Here is a 15,954-nt window from a genome sequence, read left to right on the forward strand (position 1 = left end):
TATTAGCGACTATGTTGGTAAAAAAAGAGTTTAGTAGATGAATGGGAAACTATACAAAGGATTAATATTGCTGACGACAGGGCGCCGTCAGCAATTAGGGTAGGTTAAGGAACCGTAACTATTTTACATGCATTGGTAGAGCCTATGGTTTCCATTTCATCACCGTAGGTCATCACAAAACAGTCGCCGCTTTCCAAAATACCTTTATCTTTCAGTACTTTAATCACGTCGAGTTTAAGTTTTCCTGGCTCACTTCCTCTAGAATCAAAGTATAATGGTTTAACGCCACGATATAATGCCATTATGTTAAGGGTGCTTTCATGTCGTGAAAATGCATAAATGGGTAAAGACGACGTTATACGAGACATCAATTTAGATGTGTTGCCACTTTCTGTCAGGGCGACTATAGCTTTAACAGAAGATAAATGGTTTGCCGCATAAACCGCGGAAAGTGCGACAGTTTCGCTAATTGAGGTAAATTGTTCATCGACTCTATGTTTAGATATTTTTACGCTAGGGTGAGTCTCAGCTCCTTCACAAACCCGAGCCATTGCTTCTACGGTTTCTACCGGATAGTCACCAGCAGCCGTCTCAGCTGATAGCATGACGGCATCTGTCCCATCTAATACAGCATTTGCCACATCCATTACTTCTGCACGAGTTGGCATAGGGCTATTGATCATCGACTCCATCATTTGAGTTGCGGTGATAACCACTCTGTTGAGTTGTCTTGAACGGGCAATCAGTTTCTTTTGCACCCCAACTAATTCTGCGTCACCTATTTCAACACCCAGATCGCCACGAGCAACCATAACCGCATCAGAGGCTTCAATAATATCATCGATAGCCGCATCACTTGCTACTGTCTCTGCTCTTTCAACTTTGGCACATATCAATGCGTTACAACCTGCAGCCACGGCTAGCTTGCGGGCATAGTGCAGATCAGCCCCTGAGCGGGGGAAGGAAACCGCTAAATAATCCACCCCCATAAGCGCTGCTGTTTTGATATCTTCCTTGTCTTTTTCAGTGAGGGCTTCAGCAGATAAACCACCTCCTAAGCGATTAATCCCTTTATTATTAGACAGCTTACCACCAACGGATACTAGGGTATGGACTTTGCGGCCCTCAACGCTAGTAACTTTTAACTGTATGCGTCCATCATCAAGTAACAATAAATCATCTTTGAATACGTCATCCGGTAAGGCCTTGTAATCAATGCCTACAGCAGTTTGATTGCCATCGTCCTTACCCATTTCAGCATCAAGAACAAATTTGTCACCAACCTTGAGATGAACAGCGCCTTCGGCAAATTTCGAAACGCGGATTTTCGGGCCTTGTAAATCACCGAGTATAGCGATGTATTTACCCAATTTCTTAGCTACTGCACGGACTATTTTCGCACGATTGATATGATCTTCAGCTGTACCGTGAGAGAAGTTCATTCGGACAACATTGGTACCCGCTTGAATGATTTGTTCAATTTTTTCAGGAGTGTTGGTCGCAGGACCAAGGGTGGCGAGTATTTTTGTGCGTCTTAACATGATTTATTATCCGACAGAGTTAATGAATAGGGCTAATTCCGATGTAAATTTGCGAATAAATAACGGGATCCTTCATTCACAAAGCAACATGGGAATCTATAAACTGTAATTTTATTACAAAATAGTAGTCTATAGATCACTAAATGTGAATTCATTTAACAAATAATTCATTTACCTTTGGATTCAATTTGCAATAATTTGTCTATTATTCATTACGTTTTTCGAATCTTGAGCCTCTAAGCGTGTCTTTGACACGCTTTAAGTTTTCTCTAAATTTGCCACCCCGTCGAAGTGTGAAGCCAGTAGCCAATATATCGATTAAAGTTAATTGAGCTATTCTTGATGCCATCGGCATATACATGTCAGTATCCTCGGGCACTTCAAGGGATAATACGAGGTTGCATTCCTTGGCTAAGGGACTATTTTTTGATGTTATACCTACGACAGTGGCATCATTTGCCCTGGCAATATGAGCTATTTCAACCAAACTTTTGGTTCGACCTGTATGGGAGATTAGCACCACAACATCGTCTTCATTACTGTTCATACAACTCATGCGCTGCATTAGAATATCTTCGAAATAGACCACAGGTACATTAAACCGAAAGAACTTATTTAGGGCATCATGGGCGACAGAGGCGGATGCACCTAGACCAAAAAATGAGATTTTCTGTGCCTGAGTAAGCAAATCAACAACGCGATTGATAGCACCAATGTCAACTGATTGGCGGGCGACTTCTAATGAGGCCATAGTAGATTCGAAGATTTTTTTAGTGTATTCCTCGGGCCCGTCATTTTCCTCTACGTGCCGGTTTACATAAGGTGTGCCATTTGCAAGACTCTGGGCTAAATGTAATTTGAAATCAGGAAAGCCTTTGGTATCGAGGCGGCGGCAGAATCGATTTACGGTCGGTTCACTGACATCTGACATTTTGGCCAATGTCGCTATACTAGAGTGGATGGCAGTTTGCGGGTTGTCCAAAATCACATCAGCAACTTTTCTTTCAGACTTACTAAAGGCTGCTTTATTTTGGGTTATTTTTTCAAGTATATTCATGGGCAAAAAATCTTATTGTTTTTTATCAACTCTCGCCAATAACATGGTTGGGGAGGCAAATTCGATGTATAAACAATTGTTGTAATTTTTTAACGAATTAGCCAGCATTTTTTCTATGCTTTGGTAAAATAACTGTTAACAAGATACACAGATAGATTACTTAAAAAGTTGTAATTTTACTACATTAGGTGTTAGATTTTAGCATAATTATGAAAATAGAACGTAATTAGTTCGGTATAATTACAGACAACTATATATTATTCTCTACATTACAGGTTATTAAAATGGTGTTGGAAAATTCGTTCGAACCCTGCGACTTCGTCCTTTTTGGCACAAAAGGGGACTTAGCAAGACGCAAGTTACTTCCTTCTCTTTATCAGTTGGAAAAAGCCAATTTGGTGCATGCTGATACACGGATCATTGGTGTGGCTAGACAAGAAATCAGTCAAGAAGACTATGTGACATTGGTCAAAGAGAACATTGTATCCTTTGGTGGCGAAGAATTATGCGAAGACACGTGGCAACGTTTCTCTGCTAAATTGGATTATGTCTGCGTCGATATGAAAGATATCGACAGTTACGATGTGTTCAAAGAGCATGTAAATAAAACCCGCACTATGGTTTGTTATCTTGCGACACCGCCATCTATCTTTGGCGATATTTGTCGTGGTCTAAATGCAGCGGGCATAATTGATCCTACGGTTAGAGTGGTGCTAGAGAAGCCCCTTGGACATGACTTAGCCTCATCTAAAGTCATCAACAATCAAGTGGCTGAGTTTTTCAGCGAACGACAGATCTATCGTATCGATCATTATCTTGGTAAAGAAACGGTTCTCAACCTCATTGCTTTGCGCTTTGCAAATTCGATTTTTGCGACCAATTGGGATCACAATTGTATTGACCATGTGCAAATTTCCGTTGCTGAGTCGGTTGGAATAGAAGGTCGCTGGGGATATTTTGATGAAGCAGGTCAAATGCGTGACATGGTCCAAAACCACTTACTGCAAATACTCACTCTTATTGCCATGGAACCCCCAGCAATCCTTGATGCAGACAGTATTCGTGATGAAAAACTAAAAGTACTCAAGGCCTTACGCCCGATTACGCCAGCGAATGTAGAGAGTGATACTGTCCGCGGTCAATACATTAGCGGTTTTGTTAAAGGCAAAGAAGTGCCAGGGTATTTAGAAGAAGAAGATGCCAATACCCAATCCAAGACCGAAACCTTTGTTTCGCTGAAAGTTCACATCGATAACTGGCGTTGGGCAGGGGTACCTTTCTACTTAAGAACCGGTAAACGTCTGCCGAGTAAAACCAGTGAAGTGGTGATTTTCTTCAAACGCCAGCCACATAATTTATTTGGTGAAAGTTTTGCTCAATTACCACCGAATAAACTCACCATCAGGCTTCAACCTGATGAAGGGGTTGAAGTCACTGTTATGAACAAAGTCCCGGGCTTGACGGCCGGCGGCGCAATGGACCTTCAAAAGTCAAAGCTGAATTTAAGTTTTTCTGAAGAATTTAAAGATGCCCGTATAGCCGATGCCTATGAAAAGCTGTTATTGGAAGTGATGAAAGGCAATCAATCACTATTTGTAAGACGAGATGAAGTAGAACAAGCTTGGACGTGGGTTGATGGCATATTCCGCGCATGGGGAGCGAACAACAATACGCCAGAGCCTTATCAAGCTGGTACCTGGGGTCCAGTAGCATCAATTGCTATGATGGCACGTGACAACCGAGCGTGGTATGAATCAAGAATAGGGAAGAAGTAAATGGCATTGGTAGAAAATATTTTTGATTCGGTCGATCAATTGAATGTCAATTTCGCCAATAAAATAGCCACTATTCTGAGTGCCGGAATTGAGCAAAATGGTCGCGCTAGCTTGGTGGTTTCAGGAGGTCGAACCCCTGCTGCTATGTTCAATATATTGTCCCACCAGGACATTCAGTGGCAGAAGGTTGATATCACTCTTGCAGATGAGCGCTGGGTTGATAGTGATGATGCCGCCAGCAATGCCGCTATGGTGGCAAGGGAGTTATTAGTCAATAATGCTAAAGCAGCTAACTTTATTGGTCTTAAAACTGCGCATAAAGATGCTAACGATGGCGTAGCTATTTGTGAAGCGAATTTGCAGAAGATCAAAACCCCTTTTGACGTACTTATTCTCGGCATGGGCGAAGATGGGCATACAGCCTCTTTATTTCCTTGTTCAGCGCAAATAAGAGCAGGTTTAGATACCACTGCAAGCGCCAATTATATTGCAGTTCAACCCACCACAGCGCCTAATCAGAGAATGTCATTAACATTGAAATCTATATTGGCGAGTGAAAATATATTTTTGCACCTTACCGGCGAAGGTAAGAAGCGTGTACTCGATCAAGCCATGGCAAGTGATGACGCATTAGAAATGCCAATTCGTGCTGTACTTAACAACGCAAGCGTCGCGCTATATTGGGCTGCGTAGGAGAAAATATGAATTCAGTTATTCAAGAAGTAACGAATCGGATCATTGAACGAAGTCGAAAGTCTCGTCAACAGTATCTTGATAAAATCGAAACGGCAAGACGAAACGGACCTCACCGGGGCGTACTTTCTTGTGGTAATTTGGCTCATGGTTTTGCCGCTTGTAGTACAGAAGAAAAAACCGATTTAACGAGTTTAGTAAAATCCAATATAGCTATAGTTTCTTCATACAACGATATGTTATCAGCTCATCAGCCATATGAGCATTATCCGGCCATAATGAAACAAGCCATCAAAGACGTTGGCGGTGTGGCACAATTTGCCGGCGGCGTTCCAGCGATGTGTGACGGCGTCACTCAAGGTAACCCTGGTATGGATTTGAGTTTAATGAGTCGCGACGTCATTGCCCTATCTGCAGCTGTGGGTTTATCCCACAACATGTTTGATGGTGCGTTAATGCTGGGTATCTGTGACAAAATAGTTCCAGGGTTGTTGATCGGTGCATTAAGTTTTGGTCATTTGCCAACGGTTTTTGTCCCAGCCGGCCCTATGCCTTCAGGTCTACCGAATAAAGAAAAAGCTCGGGTCCGTCAAGCTTATGCCCAAGGTAAAGTGGGTCGAAAAGAGTTACTAGAAGCAGAGTCAAAGAGCTATCACTCTGCAGGAACCTGCACATTTTATGGTACTGCTAACAGTAACCAGTTAGTCGTTGAGGTTATGGGACTGCATTTACCTGGATCATCGTTCGTCAATCCGGGCACTGAATTGCGTGATGCCCTGACAAAAGCCGCATCTAGGCAAGTAACTCGCTTAACCGACTTAGGTGATAACTACACGCCAATTGGGCACATTGTCGATGCAAAATCTATTGTCAATGGCTTGGTCGCATTATTAGCTACCGGCGGTTCGACCAATCACACCATGCATTTAGTCGCCGTTGCCCGAGCAGCAGGCTACGAAATTAATTGGGATGATTTTTCGGATATTTCTAATGCGGTTCCTCTGCTAACTCGAATCTATCCCAATGGCTCAGCGGATATTAACCATTTCACTGCCGCAGGCGGCATGGCCATGCTGTTTAAAGAATTGCTAGGTGCAGGTTTACTGCATAATGACGTTAAAACAATCTGTGGTGATGGTTTAGAACGTTACACCCAAGAACCCTTTATGCAAGATGGTGAATTAAGCTGGCGCGATGGTCCTAAAGAAAGTTTCGACACTGATGTGCTCGCAACGGTTGCTAAACCTTTCAAACCCGATGGCGGATTGTCGGTACTGCACGGTAATCTAGGGCGGGCAGTGATGAAAACCTCTGCACTTCGAGAAACTCATTGTCGCATTAAAGCTCCCGCAGTGGTCTTTGAAGATCAATTCGAGCTGGCTGATGCGTTTAAAGCCGGTGACTTGGATAAAGACTGTATCGTTGTGGTGCGCTTTCAAGGACCGGCTGCCATTGGTATGCCTGAACTTCACAGTTTAACGCCGCCGCTAGGGGTGCTTCAAGATAAAGGCTTTAAAGTGGCTTTGGTTACTGACGGTAGAATGTCGGGCGCGTCTGGAAAAGTTCCAGCCGCCATCCACGTCACCCCTGAAGCTTATCATGGTGGATTGCTGGCTAAAGTTAACACCGGCGACATCATTGAAATCAACACTGAAACCGGTGAAATGTGTTTGCATGTTGATAATGACGTATTGGCCCAAAGGAAACCTAGGAAGGCCAACACAGATAAGCATCAAATCGGTATGGGACGAGAAATGTTTGCCGGTATGCGTAACTCGTTAACCGGGGCCGAGCAGGGAGCCTGTTCACTGTTTGCTGGTCAGGGGAATCAACATGACGGTTAAATTCGTTGCTGATGTAGGTGGTACTAATATTCGTCTAGCCACAGTTGATAGTGGTGGTTTGACTCGAGTCAAAAAATATTTATGTGATGATTTTGAAAATATTGATGTTGCCATTCAACATTACTTTTCTGAGCATCCTGACCTAGTTTACGCCTATGGATGTATTGCAATTGCATGTCCTGTACAAGGTGATTGGGTGAAGATGACTAATCACAGTTGGGAGTTTTCAATTGAGCATTTAAGCAAAACCCTCGGTTTAAAGTGGTTGGGGGTGATCAATGACTTTACCTCGGTCGCATTTTCGTTGCCCGGGCTAAACGATGGTCAAAAAATACAAGTAGGCCCTGGTACAGTAAAACCTCAGGGAAATATCGCGGTATTCGGGCCAGGTACTGGACTCGGCGTTGAACATTTAACTTTTACCGATAAAGGCTGGAAGGCGTTAGATGGTGAAGGTGGACATGTGGATTTTGCTGCTCAAGATGAAAATGAGTTCGCTATTTGGCATTACCTGAAGAAAAAATTAGGACATGTATCAGCCGAAGAAGTGCTATCTGGTCGCGGCATCGTGCATATTTATGAAGGTTTGGCAGAACATAATCAACAAGCACCAGTGTTGAATGATCCCGCCGTAATAACCGAAAAAGCGCTGAATAAAGAATGTGAATTGTGTATGGCAACTTTGCAGCAGTTTTGCAAAATTATGGGCAGTTTTGCCGGTAACTTAGCACTAAATTTGGCGACTACCGGAGGCGTATACATCGGTGGTGGAATTGCTGCTAGATTTGTTGATTTTATCAAGACCAGTGATTTTCGTGCTCGCTTTGAAGATAAAGGTCGGTTTAGACATTACGTCGCCAATATTCCTACGTTCATTATAACTGAGCCTGATCATGGCTTGCTAGGCGCTGCCGCCTACCTAGAATTAAATTACAAGGGTTAAAAAATATGTCATCAAATTGGAAAGTGACTTCAGAACAGGTATTCAAGCAAGGTCCTGTAGTTCCTGTACTCGTAATCAAAGATGTGGCCCATGCAGTGCCTTTAGCCAAAGCATTGATTAAGGGTGGTATTAACGTGCTTGAAGTTACCTTGCGCTCAGACGCTGCCCTTGAAGCCATTCGTAAGATTGCAGATGAAGTGCCTGAAGCTATGATTGGTGCGGGGACAGTGACTAATGAAGAACAACTTAAGCAGGTTGTAGCTGCAGGCGCGAAGTTTGCCATCAGTCCAGGATTGACCACTAGCCTGTTGGAAGCCGGAAATCGGTCAAGTGTTTGTTTGATACCTGGGATTTCGTCTATTTCTGAACTTATGCAAGGCTTAGATTTAGGTTATACCCATTTTAAATTTTTCCCTGCTGAGGCTTCAGGCGGGATAAAGGCCCTTAAGTCTATCGGCGGCCCTTTCCCAGACGTTATTTTTTGTCCTACAGGTGGAATAGGTCCTAACAACTACCTAGATTATTTGGCGCTGCCAAATGTGATTTGTGCAGGAGGCTCTTGGTTAGCACCTGATGATGCCGTCATAGCAGGCGACTGGGATAGAATAACCGAATTGGCCAAGCAAGCTGTACTTGGAGCGGCTTCGTTAGAAAAATAATCTGACCTTCAGGATTCTATTTGGTTGCCGCATTAATTTGCAAATATTTGCGGCAATCATTTAATTTTAAATCAAATGATTGATGTTACATCCACTTCAATATTTAAATTATCGAAAACTTATCGCCTAGTTTAATCTCGCCAGACTTAGTCACTTTACAACAAACGCCGCCTCGCCAATCAGGTGTTAAAGCTTGACGCAAACCATGATGCTGTTGATCCATTTTGTGGCAAGGCTCTGTTTCCAAGCAAATTAGCAATTCCAGGCTGTCGCCTATTTTTAATGTCTTGCCCACATGCTCCTGCTTGAAAATGATATTATCTAGCAATAAATTAGCTCTTCTGATTGTCCACGGCAACGCCAGATTAATATCATCACATGCTTGTTGCCATTGCTGCTTGCTAAGTACTGTCACCTGACGGCGTCCAGGTTTACGCCTAAAATCATGCTCAATACCCTCTGAAAGTGTAACAGTTGCCATTTGAACTAACTGCATGGGGTGTTGATTTTTATCTCTGGTGGCAATGCCGAGTAACTTCATGGGCTGATCCTTTACATAACTTTTTAAGAGAGTTGGACTGATAAGCATTCCAAACGTTTTTGCGTGATCCTTAGGCGAATGCCAAGCATGACTGCTGCACTGGTCAAACCGAAGATAAACCCCATCCAGAATCCTCTTGCGCCTATTGCGGGGACGATAACATCAGTCAGCGCGAGTAATACGCCGACCGGCAGGCCGATTAGCCAATATGCGATAAAGGTAATAATAAACATCGCGCCGGTATCTTTGTAGCCCCTTAAAGCCCCTGCAGAAATGGCTTGAATAGAATCAGATATTTGGAACATCGCGGCCAACATCATTAAACTCATGGCTAAATTAACCACTTCAGGGTTGTTACTATATAGGAGTGATATTTGTTCCCGAGCCAGAATAGTGGTAGTGGCACTGATGGTTGCGATTACCAACCCTAATATAATTGCCGTTTTACTGGCTAACTTGGCCGCGGCATAATCTTTTTTACCGATGAAAAAGCCGACGCGGATTGTGGTTGCCATGCCAATGCTTAACGGAAACATAAACATTAATGATGAAAAGTTAAGGGCAATCTGATGGGATGCTAGAGTAAGTGGGCCGAGTGGAGAGAGCAGCAAGGCAACGACTCCAAATAAGGTCACTTCGAATAAAATAGTCAGTGCAATCGGTAAGCCCAAGTTAAAAGTAGAGATGATTTTTGACAACTGAGGGGCGTATAACTCAGAAAACAAATGATTGTCTTTCATCCGTTTGGATAGTGCTATATAGGTTACCGTACTCACTAACATGGCAACATAAACTAGGGCCGTAGCGACTCCGCAGCCAGCGCCACCCATGGCTGGTAGTCCAAATTCGCCGTAAATTAGCACATAATTGGCCGGGATATTAACCAACAAGCCAATTGCCATAATGATCATAGTCGGTTTGGTGTTTGATAACCCTTCACAGTAATTTCGCAGCACTTGGTAGACTCCGAAAGCTGGGGCGGAATATAAAATATATTGCACATATTCAACGGTTACACGACGCAGTTCGGTTTCCATATCAATAAGTGAAAACCAGTAAGGTACAAATACACTGGCTAAACTAATCAACAAACAAATTGGCAGCACCAAGTAGAAGGTTTGCTGAGTTGCATCTGAGGTGAAATGGTTTTCTCCAGCCCCGTGTAACTTGGAAATAATCGGGGGCAAGGCCATTGCAAGACCTTGCACGAAACACAAGATTGGAATAGTAATACTAAATCCAATTGCGACTGCTGCCATATCAATCGCTGAAAAGCGACCGGCCATAATGGTATCTGCCACACCCATCAATGTCTGAGTTACTTGAGCCACCAGAAGTGGCCACGTTAACTTGCTCAGGTTGAGCAATTCTTGCTTAAATGTTTTCAAAATAACTCTATTTTTACTTCTGCGCCCTGGGGGACATTGCCTTGTTCTTGCTCTAAGAGAATATAACAATTAGCGTTTGCCACCGATGTCATAATACCTGAGCCCTGTTTACCGTTAAGTTTTACCCACAAAATACCATTATTATCTTGGTAAGCTATACCTCTTTGAAAATCGGCACGGCCAACTCGTTTATTGATTTTTTCTGCACATAACGCAACTTGTGGAATGCTTCTAGGGGGTTTACAACCCATTAAATTGTTCAATACGGGGGCAACTAGTTTTTCAAAGGTGACGTAAGATGAAACTGGATTTCCTGGTAAACCACAAAATATGGCGTCTTGGATTTTCCCAAAAGCAAAGGGTTTACCAGGTTTAATCGCCACCTTCCAAAAATTAATTTCACCAATTTGTTGCAGTACTTGTTTAACGTAATCGGCTTTGCCCACCGAAACACCACCACAGGTGATCACCACATCGGCATTATTGGCCGCATCTAATAGTGATTTTTTTAGGGCGTCAGGTTCATCAGCGATAATGCCATAATGTATAATGTCAACATTCAATTGTTGTAACAAGCCATGCAAAGCAAAGCGATTACTTTCATAAATTTGACCATCGTTGAGTGAGTCACCTGCTTCAACCAGTTCATCTCCGGTAGCAATGATAGCGACTTTTAATTTCGGCGTAACCTCAATCTTAGCAAGGCCTAAAGAAGCAATTAACGCTAAATGAGCAGGGGTTAACTTAGTGCCTTTTGTGATCACTTTATCGCCTTTACGAATATCTTCGCCGCGGCTACGAACGCTGTTGCCTGGTCTTACCGTGGTGTTTAGAATTATCTTTTGCGCTTCTGTGCTGACATTCTCCTGCATCACGACTGTGTTGGTTCCTGCGGGCAAAATGGCGCCTGTGGTGATCAAGACACAATGCCCAGGTTTAACTTCTGATTCAAAAGGATTCCCCGCCAACGCCTGACCTTGCACACATAACTCCGTGTCTGCAGCTAGGGTTACATCGCAAAAAAACGCATAACCATCCATCGCAGAATTGTCAGAAGGTGGAACATTTACCTCTGATACAATTGTGCTGGCCAGCACACGATTAAGGCCTTCAAGCAGATCTATAGTTTCAAAATCTGTAAGGGCTGGTGCCTGCTTTAACATTTTCGCCAATGCATGTTGTATTGGCAGTAGATCAGGAGAGTCACAATGCTCGTTCATAGACATTAAATATCACTTTTTGAAAAATTTGGATTGAAATATCAAAGGCTGTTTTAATCTATACTAGTCTGCCGACTAGTCCCTTGAACCCATGGCTACAGAATGAAATAATCTGTTTGGAATTATAGTTTTTCGATTTGGTAGCCTTTATTTTTTAACATTGCTAGCACACTGTCTTCGCCGACCAAATGCAAGGCTCCAACGAGGACAAGTTCAGTGTGTTGATTATTAAATAATGCCTCTATTTTGGGTAGCCACTTTTGATTCCTATCGACTAATAAATCATGATACAAATTCGGATAATCAGCTTTAAAGTCGGTTATACCTATATTATTCAAAGCTTGGGTATTTCCTGAGCGCCAAGCTGCAATCATTTTTGGCATCACTTGCTGTATTTCTTTAATATCACTTAGTGCGTATGCGATCATTTGATCTTCTCGCCCCGCACCCATGTTGGCTAGCAATGTTAACTGCTCTTCGGGTTCTTCTAGCCAACTGTTTGATTTCCCATCAATTGTTCCTTTAGTGGCGTAGTACATGTCGACACCAGTATTACTTATACCCATTTGTTGTAGTTCTAGTAAGGTCAGGGTAATCGCAAGAAAACTGGGTTTAAACGGTAAAAAGTTATTGATTGGAAGGTTGCGACTCTCAAAGTGGGCTTCTAATTGCTTAAATGTATCAGCAGAAATCATATCTTTGATTGTTTTTCCATCAGCTAACAACATGTAGCCCATATTTTTTTGCTTGAACTCGACGGAATTCATCGTCGATATATCAGTTTCGAAGACCAGTGTATCAGCGGCGTCGTAAGCTGTTTCATATTCTTTAGGTAACGGATAATCAGATTTGCTCAGTAGGTGAATCGTGCCGCCAATGAAGACTTTATCGCCATTTTTTGACACCTTCCAAACCGATGCCGCGTGACAAGTTAGGGTTAATGTAATACCTAGACTCGCCAGCAATATCTTATTAAACATACACATTCTTCCTTATTATTTGCCAAATGATTTTATCTGCTAACAATGTGTGTTGCGATTGTATTATGCTTTGAATTAAGGCACCACTGAAGTCTGTTTTTTTGCGCCATTTTAGCTATTTCGCACTCTTGTGGTGCGAGTAAGTCAAGGGGCACGTTATACCATATTTGTAAGACACTGTTTTTATTGCTTATTTAATATGGCATTAATATTGGATACCTTCTTGTAGATAGACAAATACATAACAATTGAAATGGTTGGTGCGCTAAAAGCACCGGCTGCTTACATAGGTTAGTAACTGCGAGGCAACGAAGCCTGCAAATGAATTTATAGATTCATTTGCAGGTTTTTTTTTGCTTCGTTTTAAATCGAGGAAAAGGCATGACTAGTCAAGCTGGTAATAAAATTGTAGTCGTTGGCAATGGTATGGTTGGACATCATTTTGCTGAGCAACTGAGAAGTATTGATGGTGAAGTGCATATTGTGGTTTTATCTGCAGAGCCAAGGCTGGCATATGATCGTGTTCACCTGTCTGAGTTTTTTAGTGGTAAAACTGCGCAACAACTAGCATTAACTGATGAGTCGAATTATCGGAAACTGAATATAGAATTTCATCTTAATGCCAAAGTGACCCAAATTAATAAAACCAATCGTTATGTGATCACCGAGACGGGTTTGCAATTTGATTATGACAAGTTGGTGCTGGCCACCGGATCCTACCCGTTTGTACCACCGATTCCTGGCTTCGACCAAGAACATTGTTTGGTTTACCGCACTATTGAAGATTTACACGCAATTCAAAACTCGGCAGCAACGAGTAAAACTGGCGTAGTAGTTGGTGGAGGATTATTAGGTTTAGAAGCGGCCAATGCGCTACGAGAAGCAGGGTTACAAACCCATGTGGTTGAATTTGCGCCACAGTTGATGGGGGTTCAAATTGACGCTCGTGCAGGTGAGATTTTAAAGCAAAAAATTGAGTCTTTAGGAGTTGATGTCCATGTGCAAAAAGCTACACAGAATATTGTTGCAGGGCAAACACATCGTTATCGGATGAACTTTGCCGATGGTGGTCATCTAGAAACTGACATGATCCTATTTTCTGCTGGTATCCGTCCACACGATAGCCTAGCTAAAGAGTTTGAGTTAGCTGTAGGCGAACGCGGTGGCATTGTTATCGATAACCAGTGCCAAACATCTGATCCTGATATTTATGCCATCGGTGAGTGTGCTCTGTGGAATAATTTTATTTATGGTCTTGTGGCCCCAGGTTACACCATGGCTAGAGCTGCTGCATCTCACATAACGGGTGGCGCAGATAGTTTTAATGGTGCTGATATGAGCACAAAATTAAAACTTATGGGCGTAGATGTAGGCTCAATTGGGGATGCACACGCTAAAACAAGTGGTGCACAAACTTACGTGTATGAAAATCAGCCATTAGGCATTTACAAAAAGATAGTGGTAGAGCCGCAGAGCAAAAAATTGGTTGGAGCGGTATTAATTGGTGACAACAGCGCCTATGACACGTTACTGCAATATGCATTGAATGGCATAGAGTTGCCTGAGTTTCCTGAGCAATTAATCTTACCTAACATTTCGTCAGCCGCGCCTACTTTAGGTAGTGATGCACTGCCAGATAACGCCACTATATGCTCATGTCACAATGTTACCAAAGGCGACATCATTGACTCTATAGATTCCGGCGTGGTTGATTTCAGTGCTATTAAAACCTGCACTAAAGCCAGCACTGGCTGTGGAGGCTGTGCAGCTTTACTTAAAAATGTGTTTGATACTGAGTTGCTTAAACGTGGTGTTGAGGTAAGTAAAGATATTTGCGAACACTTTGCTTTTTCTCGCCAAGATCTATTCAACATCATTAAAATTGAAAAAATTAAAACTTTCCAACAATTACTTACCAAGCATGGAAATGGCGGTGGTTGCGAAGTTTGTAAACCAGCCGTTGGCTCAATATTAGCTTCGGTCTGGAACGACTTCATTCTGCAACCCGACCATATTGGTTTACAAGACACTAATGACACCTACTTGGGGAATATGCAAAAAGATGGCACTTACTCAATTATTCCTCGGATCGCGGGGGGAGAAATTACCCCCGCAAAGCTCATTACACTTGGGCAGGTTGCGCAAAAATATAATTTGTATACCAAGATAACCGGCGGTCAACGGGTGGATTTATTCGGTGCTAGGGTCGATCAACTGCCGGCAATTTGGCAAGAGCTTATAGATGTTGGCTTTGAAACAGGGCATGCCTATGCCAAATCGTTACGCACAGTAAAATCGTGCGTTGGTAGCACTTGGTGCCGATTTGGTGTTCAGGACAGTGTTCAACAGGCGATCGATATAGAAAACCGTTACAAAGGGCTACGAGCACCTCATAAAATCAAAATGGCAGTTTCTGGCTGTACTCGCGAATGCGCAGAAGCGCAAAGTAAAGACGTTGGTATTATCGCCACTGACAATGGTTGGAACCTTTATGTGTGCGGCAATGGCGGCATGAAACCCCGTCATGCAGACTTGTTCGCCACAGATTTAGATACCCCAACCTTACTCAAATACATCGACAGATTCTTAATGTTTTATATCCGCACAGCTGACCGACTGCAGCGTACATCTGTTTGGATGGATAATCTTGAGGGTGGATTGGATTATCTAAAACAAGTCGTCATAGAAGATGCTCTGGGACTTAACCAAGAACTCGAAGTGCAAATGCAACATATAGTAGACAGCTATCAATGTGAGTGGAAAACCGCTATTGAAAGTGAGGATTCCAAGCGACGCTTTAAGCAATTTGTAAATAGCAATGGCATTGATTCGAATATTGAGTTTGTAGAAACTCGAGATCAAATTAGACCAGCCACCTTTGCAGAAAAACGCGAACGACAACTTCAGGGTTTTCAACCCATCGAAACTCCCGTAATAGCATTGGATAAAGCATAGGAGCAAGTGCATGAACCAGCAGTGGAATAAAATTTGTAGTACTGATGATTTGGTTTCTAATTCAGGTGTGTGCGCTTTAATCGAAGGACGGCAAGTGGCCATTTTCCAATTAGACCAAATAGATAACAACAAGATAGTCGCAACCAGTAACTGGGATCCAATCGGTCAGGCCAATGTCATGTATAGAGGCTTATTAGGCAGCACTAAAGGCACAGATTACATTGCATCACCTTTATATAAACAGCGATACAATTTGGATAACGGTGCATGTATCGACGACCCATTACAAAGTCTCAAAATCCATCAAGTTAAAGTTGAGCAGCATGAAGTGTTCGTAAAGTTGGCTCGGTAGTCAGGA

General features: G+C 42.7%; 13 protein-coding genes. 7 read left to right on the forward strand and 6 right to left on the reverse strand.

Annotation, left to right across the window (positions count from 1 at the left end; genetic code table 11):
• Nucleotides 1-104 precede the first annotated feature (104 nt).
• Both pyk and QR722_RS08705 read right to left on the reverse strand, forming a co-directional pair.
• Nucleotides 105-1,541 carry a pyruvate kinase gene (gene pyk, locus QR722_RS08700; RefSeq protein ID WP_286287208.1) on the reverse strand — a complete coding sequence of 479 codons (1,437 nt, stop codon included), beginning with the start codon at nucleotides 1,539-1,541 and terminating at the stop codon, nucleotides 105-107.
• Between the two features lie 205 nt (nucleotides 1,542-1,746).
• Nucleotides 1,747-2,598 (reverse strand): MurR/RpiR family transcriptional regulator, encoded by an 852-nt coding sequence (locus tag QR722_RS08705; protein ID WP_286287211.1) that lies wholly within the window; start codon nucleotides 2,596-2,598, stop codon nucleotides 1,747-1,749.
• Between the two features lie 284 nt (nucleotides 2,599-2,882).
• Here QR722_RS08705 and zwf point away from each other — a divergent pair, with 284 nt between their 5' ends.
• From zwf to QR722_RS08730, 5 genes are read left to right on the forward strand one after another with little or no spacing between them, the layout of a single operon-like run.
• Entirely contained in the window at nucleotides 2,883-4,373 is a 1,491-nt protein-coding gene (gene zwf, locus QR722_RS08710; RefSeq protein ID WP_286287214.1) for a glucose-6-phosphate dehydrogenase, read from the forward strand.
• Nucleotides 4,374-5,066, forward strand: coding sequence for a 6-phosphogluconolactonase (gene pgl, locus QR722_RS08715; protein WP_286287216.1), 693 nt, complete (start codon nucleotides 4,374-4,376; stop codon nucleotides 5,064-5,066).
• Nucleotides 5,067-5,074: 8 nt separating this feature from the next.
• Nucleotides 5,075-6,910, forward strand: coding sequence for a phosphogluconate dehydratase (edd, locus tag QR722_RS08720; protein WP_286287219.1), 1,836 nt, complete (start codon nucleotides 5,075-5,077; stop codon nucleotides 6,908-6,910).
• Nucleotides 6,900-7,853 (forward strand): glucokinase, encoded by a 954-nt coding sequence (locus QR722_RS08725; protein ID WP_286287223.1) that lies wholly within the window; start codon nucleotides 6,900-6,902, stop codon nucleotides 7,851-7,853. The genes edd and QR722_RS08725 overlap by 11 nt, the downstream gene beginning before the upstream one ends.
• Before the next feature lie 5 nt (nucleotides 7,854-7,858).
• On the forward strand, nucleotides 7,859-8,512 hold the full coding sequence (locus QR722_RS08730; protein ID WP_286287225.1) for a bifunctional 4-hydroxy-2-oxoglutarate aldolase/2-dehydro-3-deoxy-phosphogluconate aldolase: 654 nt from the start codon (nucleotides 7,859-7,861) through the stop codon (nucleotides 8,510-8,512).
• A 103-nt stretch (nucleotides 8,513-8,615) separates the two neighbouring features.
• Here QR722_RS08730 and QR722_RS08735 read toward each other — a convergent pair whose 3' ends face one another.
• The 4 genes from QR722_RS08735 to QR722_RS08750 all read right to left on the reverse strand — a co-directional run bounded on the left by QR722_RS08735 (nucleotide 8,616) and on the right by QR722_RS08750 (nucleotide 12,641).
• Nucleotides 8,616-9,053, reverse strand: a complete 438-nt coding sequence (locus QR722_RS08735; protein WP_286287227.1) for an MOSC domain-containing protein — start codon at nucleotides 9,051-9,053, stop codon at nucleotides 8,616-8,618.
• 23 nt (nucleotides 9,054-9,076) lie between these two features.
• Entirely contained in the window at nucleotides 9,077-10,441 is a 1,365-nt protein-coding gene (locus tag QR722_RS08740; RefSeq protein ID WP_286287230.1) for an MATE family efflux transporter, read from the reverse strand.
• Nucleotides 10,438-11,667 carry a molybdopterin molybdotransferase MoeA gene (gene moeA / locus QR722_RS08745; protein WP_353506903.1) on the reverse strand — a complete coding sequence of 410 codons (1,230 nt, stop codon included), beginning with the start codon at nucleotides 11,665-11,667 and terminating at the stop codon, nucleotides 10,438-10,440. The genes QR722_RS08740 and moeA overlap by 4 nt, the downstream gene beginning before the upstream one ends.
• Before the next feature lie 116 nt (nucleotides 11,668-11,783).
• Nucleotides 11,784-12,641, reverse strand: coding sequence for a TraB/GumN family protein (locus QR722_RS08750; RefSeq protein WP_286287232.1), 858 nt, complete (start codon nucleotides 12,639-12,641; stop codon nucleotides 11,784-11,786).
• Between the two features lie 381 nt (nucleotides 12,642-13,022).
• On the opposite strand from QR722_RS08750, the gene nirB reads away from it, so the two are divergent.
• Together nirB and nirD are read left to right on the forward strand one after the other, a co-directional pair.
• Nucleotides 13,023-15,596, forward strand: a complete 2,574-nt coding sequence (nirB, locus tag QR722_RS08755) for a nitrite reductase large subunit NirB (RefSeq protein WP_286287235.1) — start codon at nucleotides 13,023-13,025, stop codon at nucleotides 15,594-15,596.
• A gap of 10 nt (nucleotides 15,597-15,606) precedes the next feature.
• Nucleotides 15,607-15,948: a nitrite reductase small subunit NirD gene (gene nirD / locus QR722_RS08760; RefSeq protein ID WP_286287236.1), complete on the forward strand. Its 342-nt coding sequence runs from the start codon at nucleotides 15,607-15,609 to the stop codon at nucleotides 15,946-15,948.
• Nucleotides 15,949-15,954 lie beyond the last annotated feature (6 nt).

This window comes from Aliiglaciecola sp. LCG003 (assembly GCF_030316135.1).
GTDB lineage: Bacteria > Pseudomonadota > Gammaproteobacteria > Enterobacterales > Alteromonadaceae > Aliiglaciecola.

Coding starts and splice junctions, on each gene's coding strand:
- zwf (WP_286287214.1), top strand. CDS start 2,883: ATGGTGTTGGAAAATTCGTTCGAACCCTGCGACTTCGTCCTTTTTGGC.
- edd (WP_286287219.1), top strand. CDS start 5,075: ATGAATTCAGTTATTCAAGAAGTAACGAATCGGATCATTGAACGAAGT.
- nirB (WP_286287235.1), top strand. CDS start 13,023: ATGACTAGTCAAGCTGGTAATAAAATTGTAGTCGTTGGCAATGGTATG.
- QR722_RS08725 (WP_286287223.1), top strand. CDS start 6,900: ATGACGGTTAAATTCGTTGCTGATGTAGGTGGTACTAATATTCGTCTA.
- pyk (WP_286287208.1), bottom strand. CDS start 1,541: ATGTTAAGACGCACAAAAATACTCGCCACCCTTGGTCCTGCGACCAAC.
- moeA (WP_353506903.1), bottom strand. CDS start 11,667: ATGTCTATGAACGAGCATTGTGACTCTCCTGATCTACTGCCAATACAA.
- QR722_RS08735 (WP_286287227.1), bottom strand. CDS start 9,053: ATGAAGTTACTCGGCATTGCCACCAGAGATAAAAATCAACACCCCATG.
- QR722_RS08730 (WP_286287225.1), top strand. CDS start 7,859: ATGTCATCAAATTGGAAAGTGACTTCAGAACAGGTATTCAAGCAAGGT.
- pgl (WP_286287216.1), top strand. CDS start 4,374: ATGGCATTGGTAGAAAATATTTTTGATTCGGTCGATCAATTGAATGTC.
- QR722_RS08705 (WP_286287211.1), bottom strand. CDS start 2,598: ATGAATATACTTGAAAAAATAACCCAAAATAAAGCAGCCTTTAGTAAG.
- nirD (WP_286287236.1), top strand. CDS start 15,607: ATGAACCAGCAGTGGAATAAAATTTGTAGTACTGATGATTTGGTTTCT.
- QR722_RS08750 (WP_286287232.1), bottom strand. CDS start 12,641: ATGTTTAATAAGATATTGCTGGCGAGTCTAGGTATTACATTAACCCTA.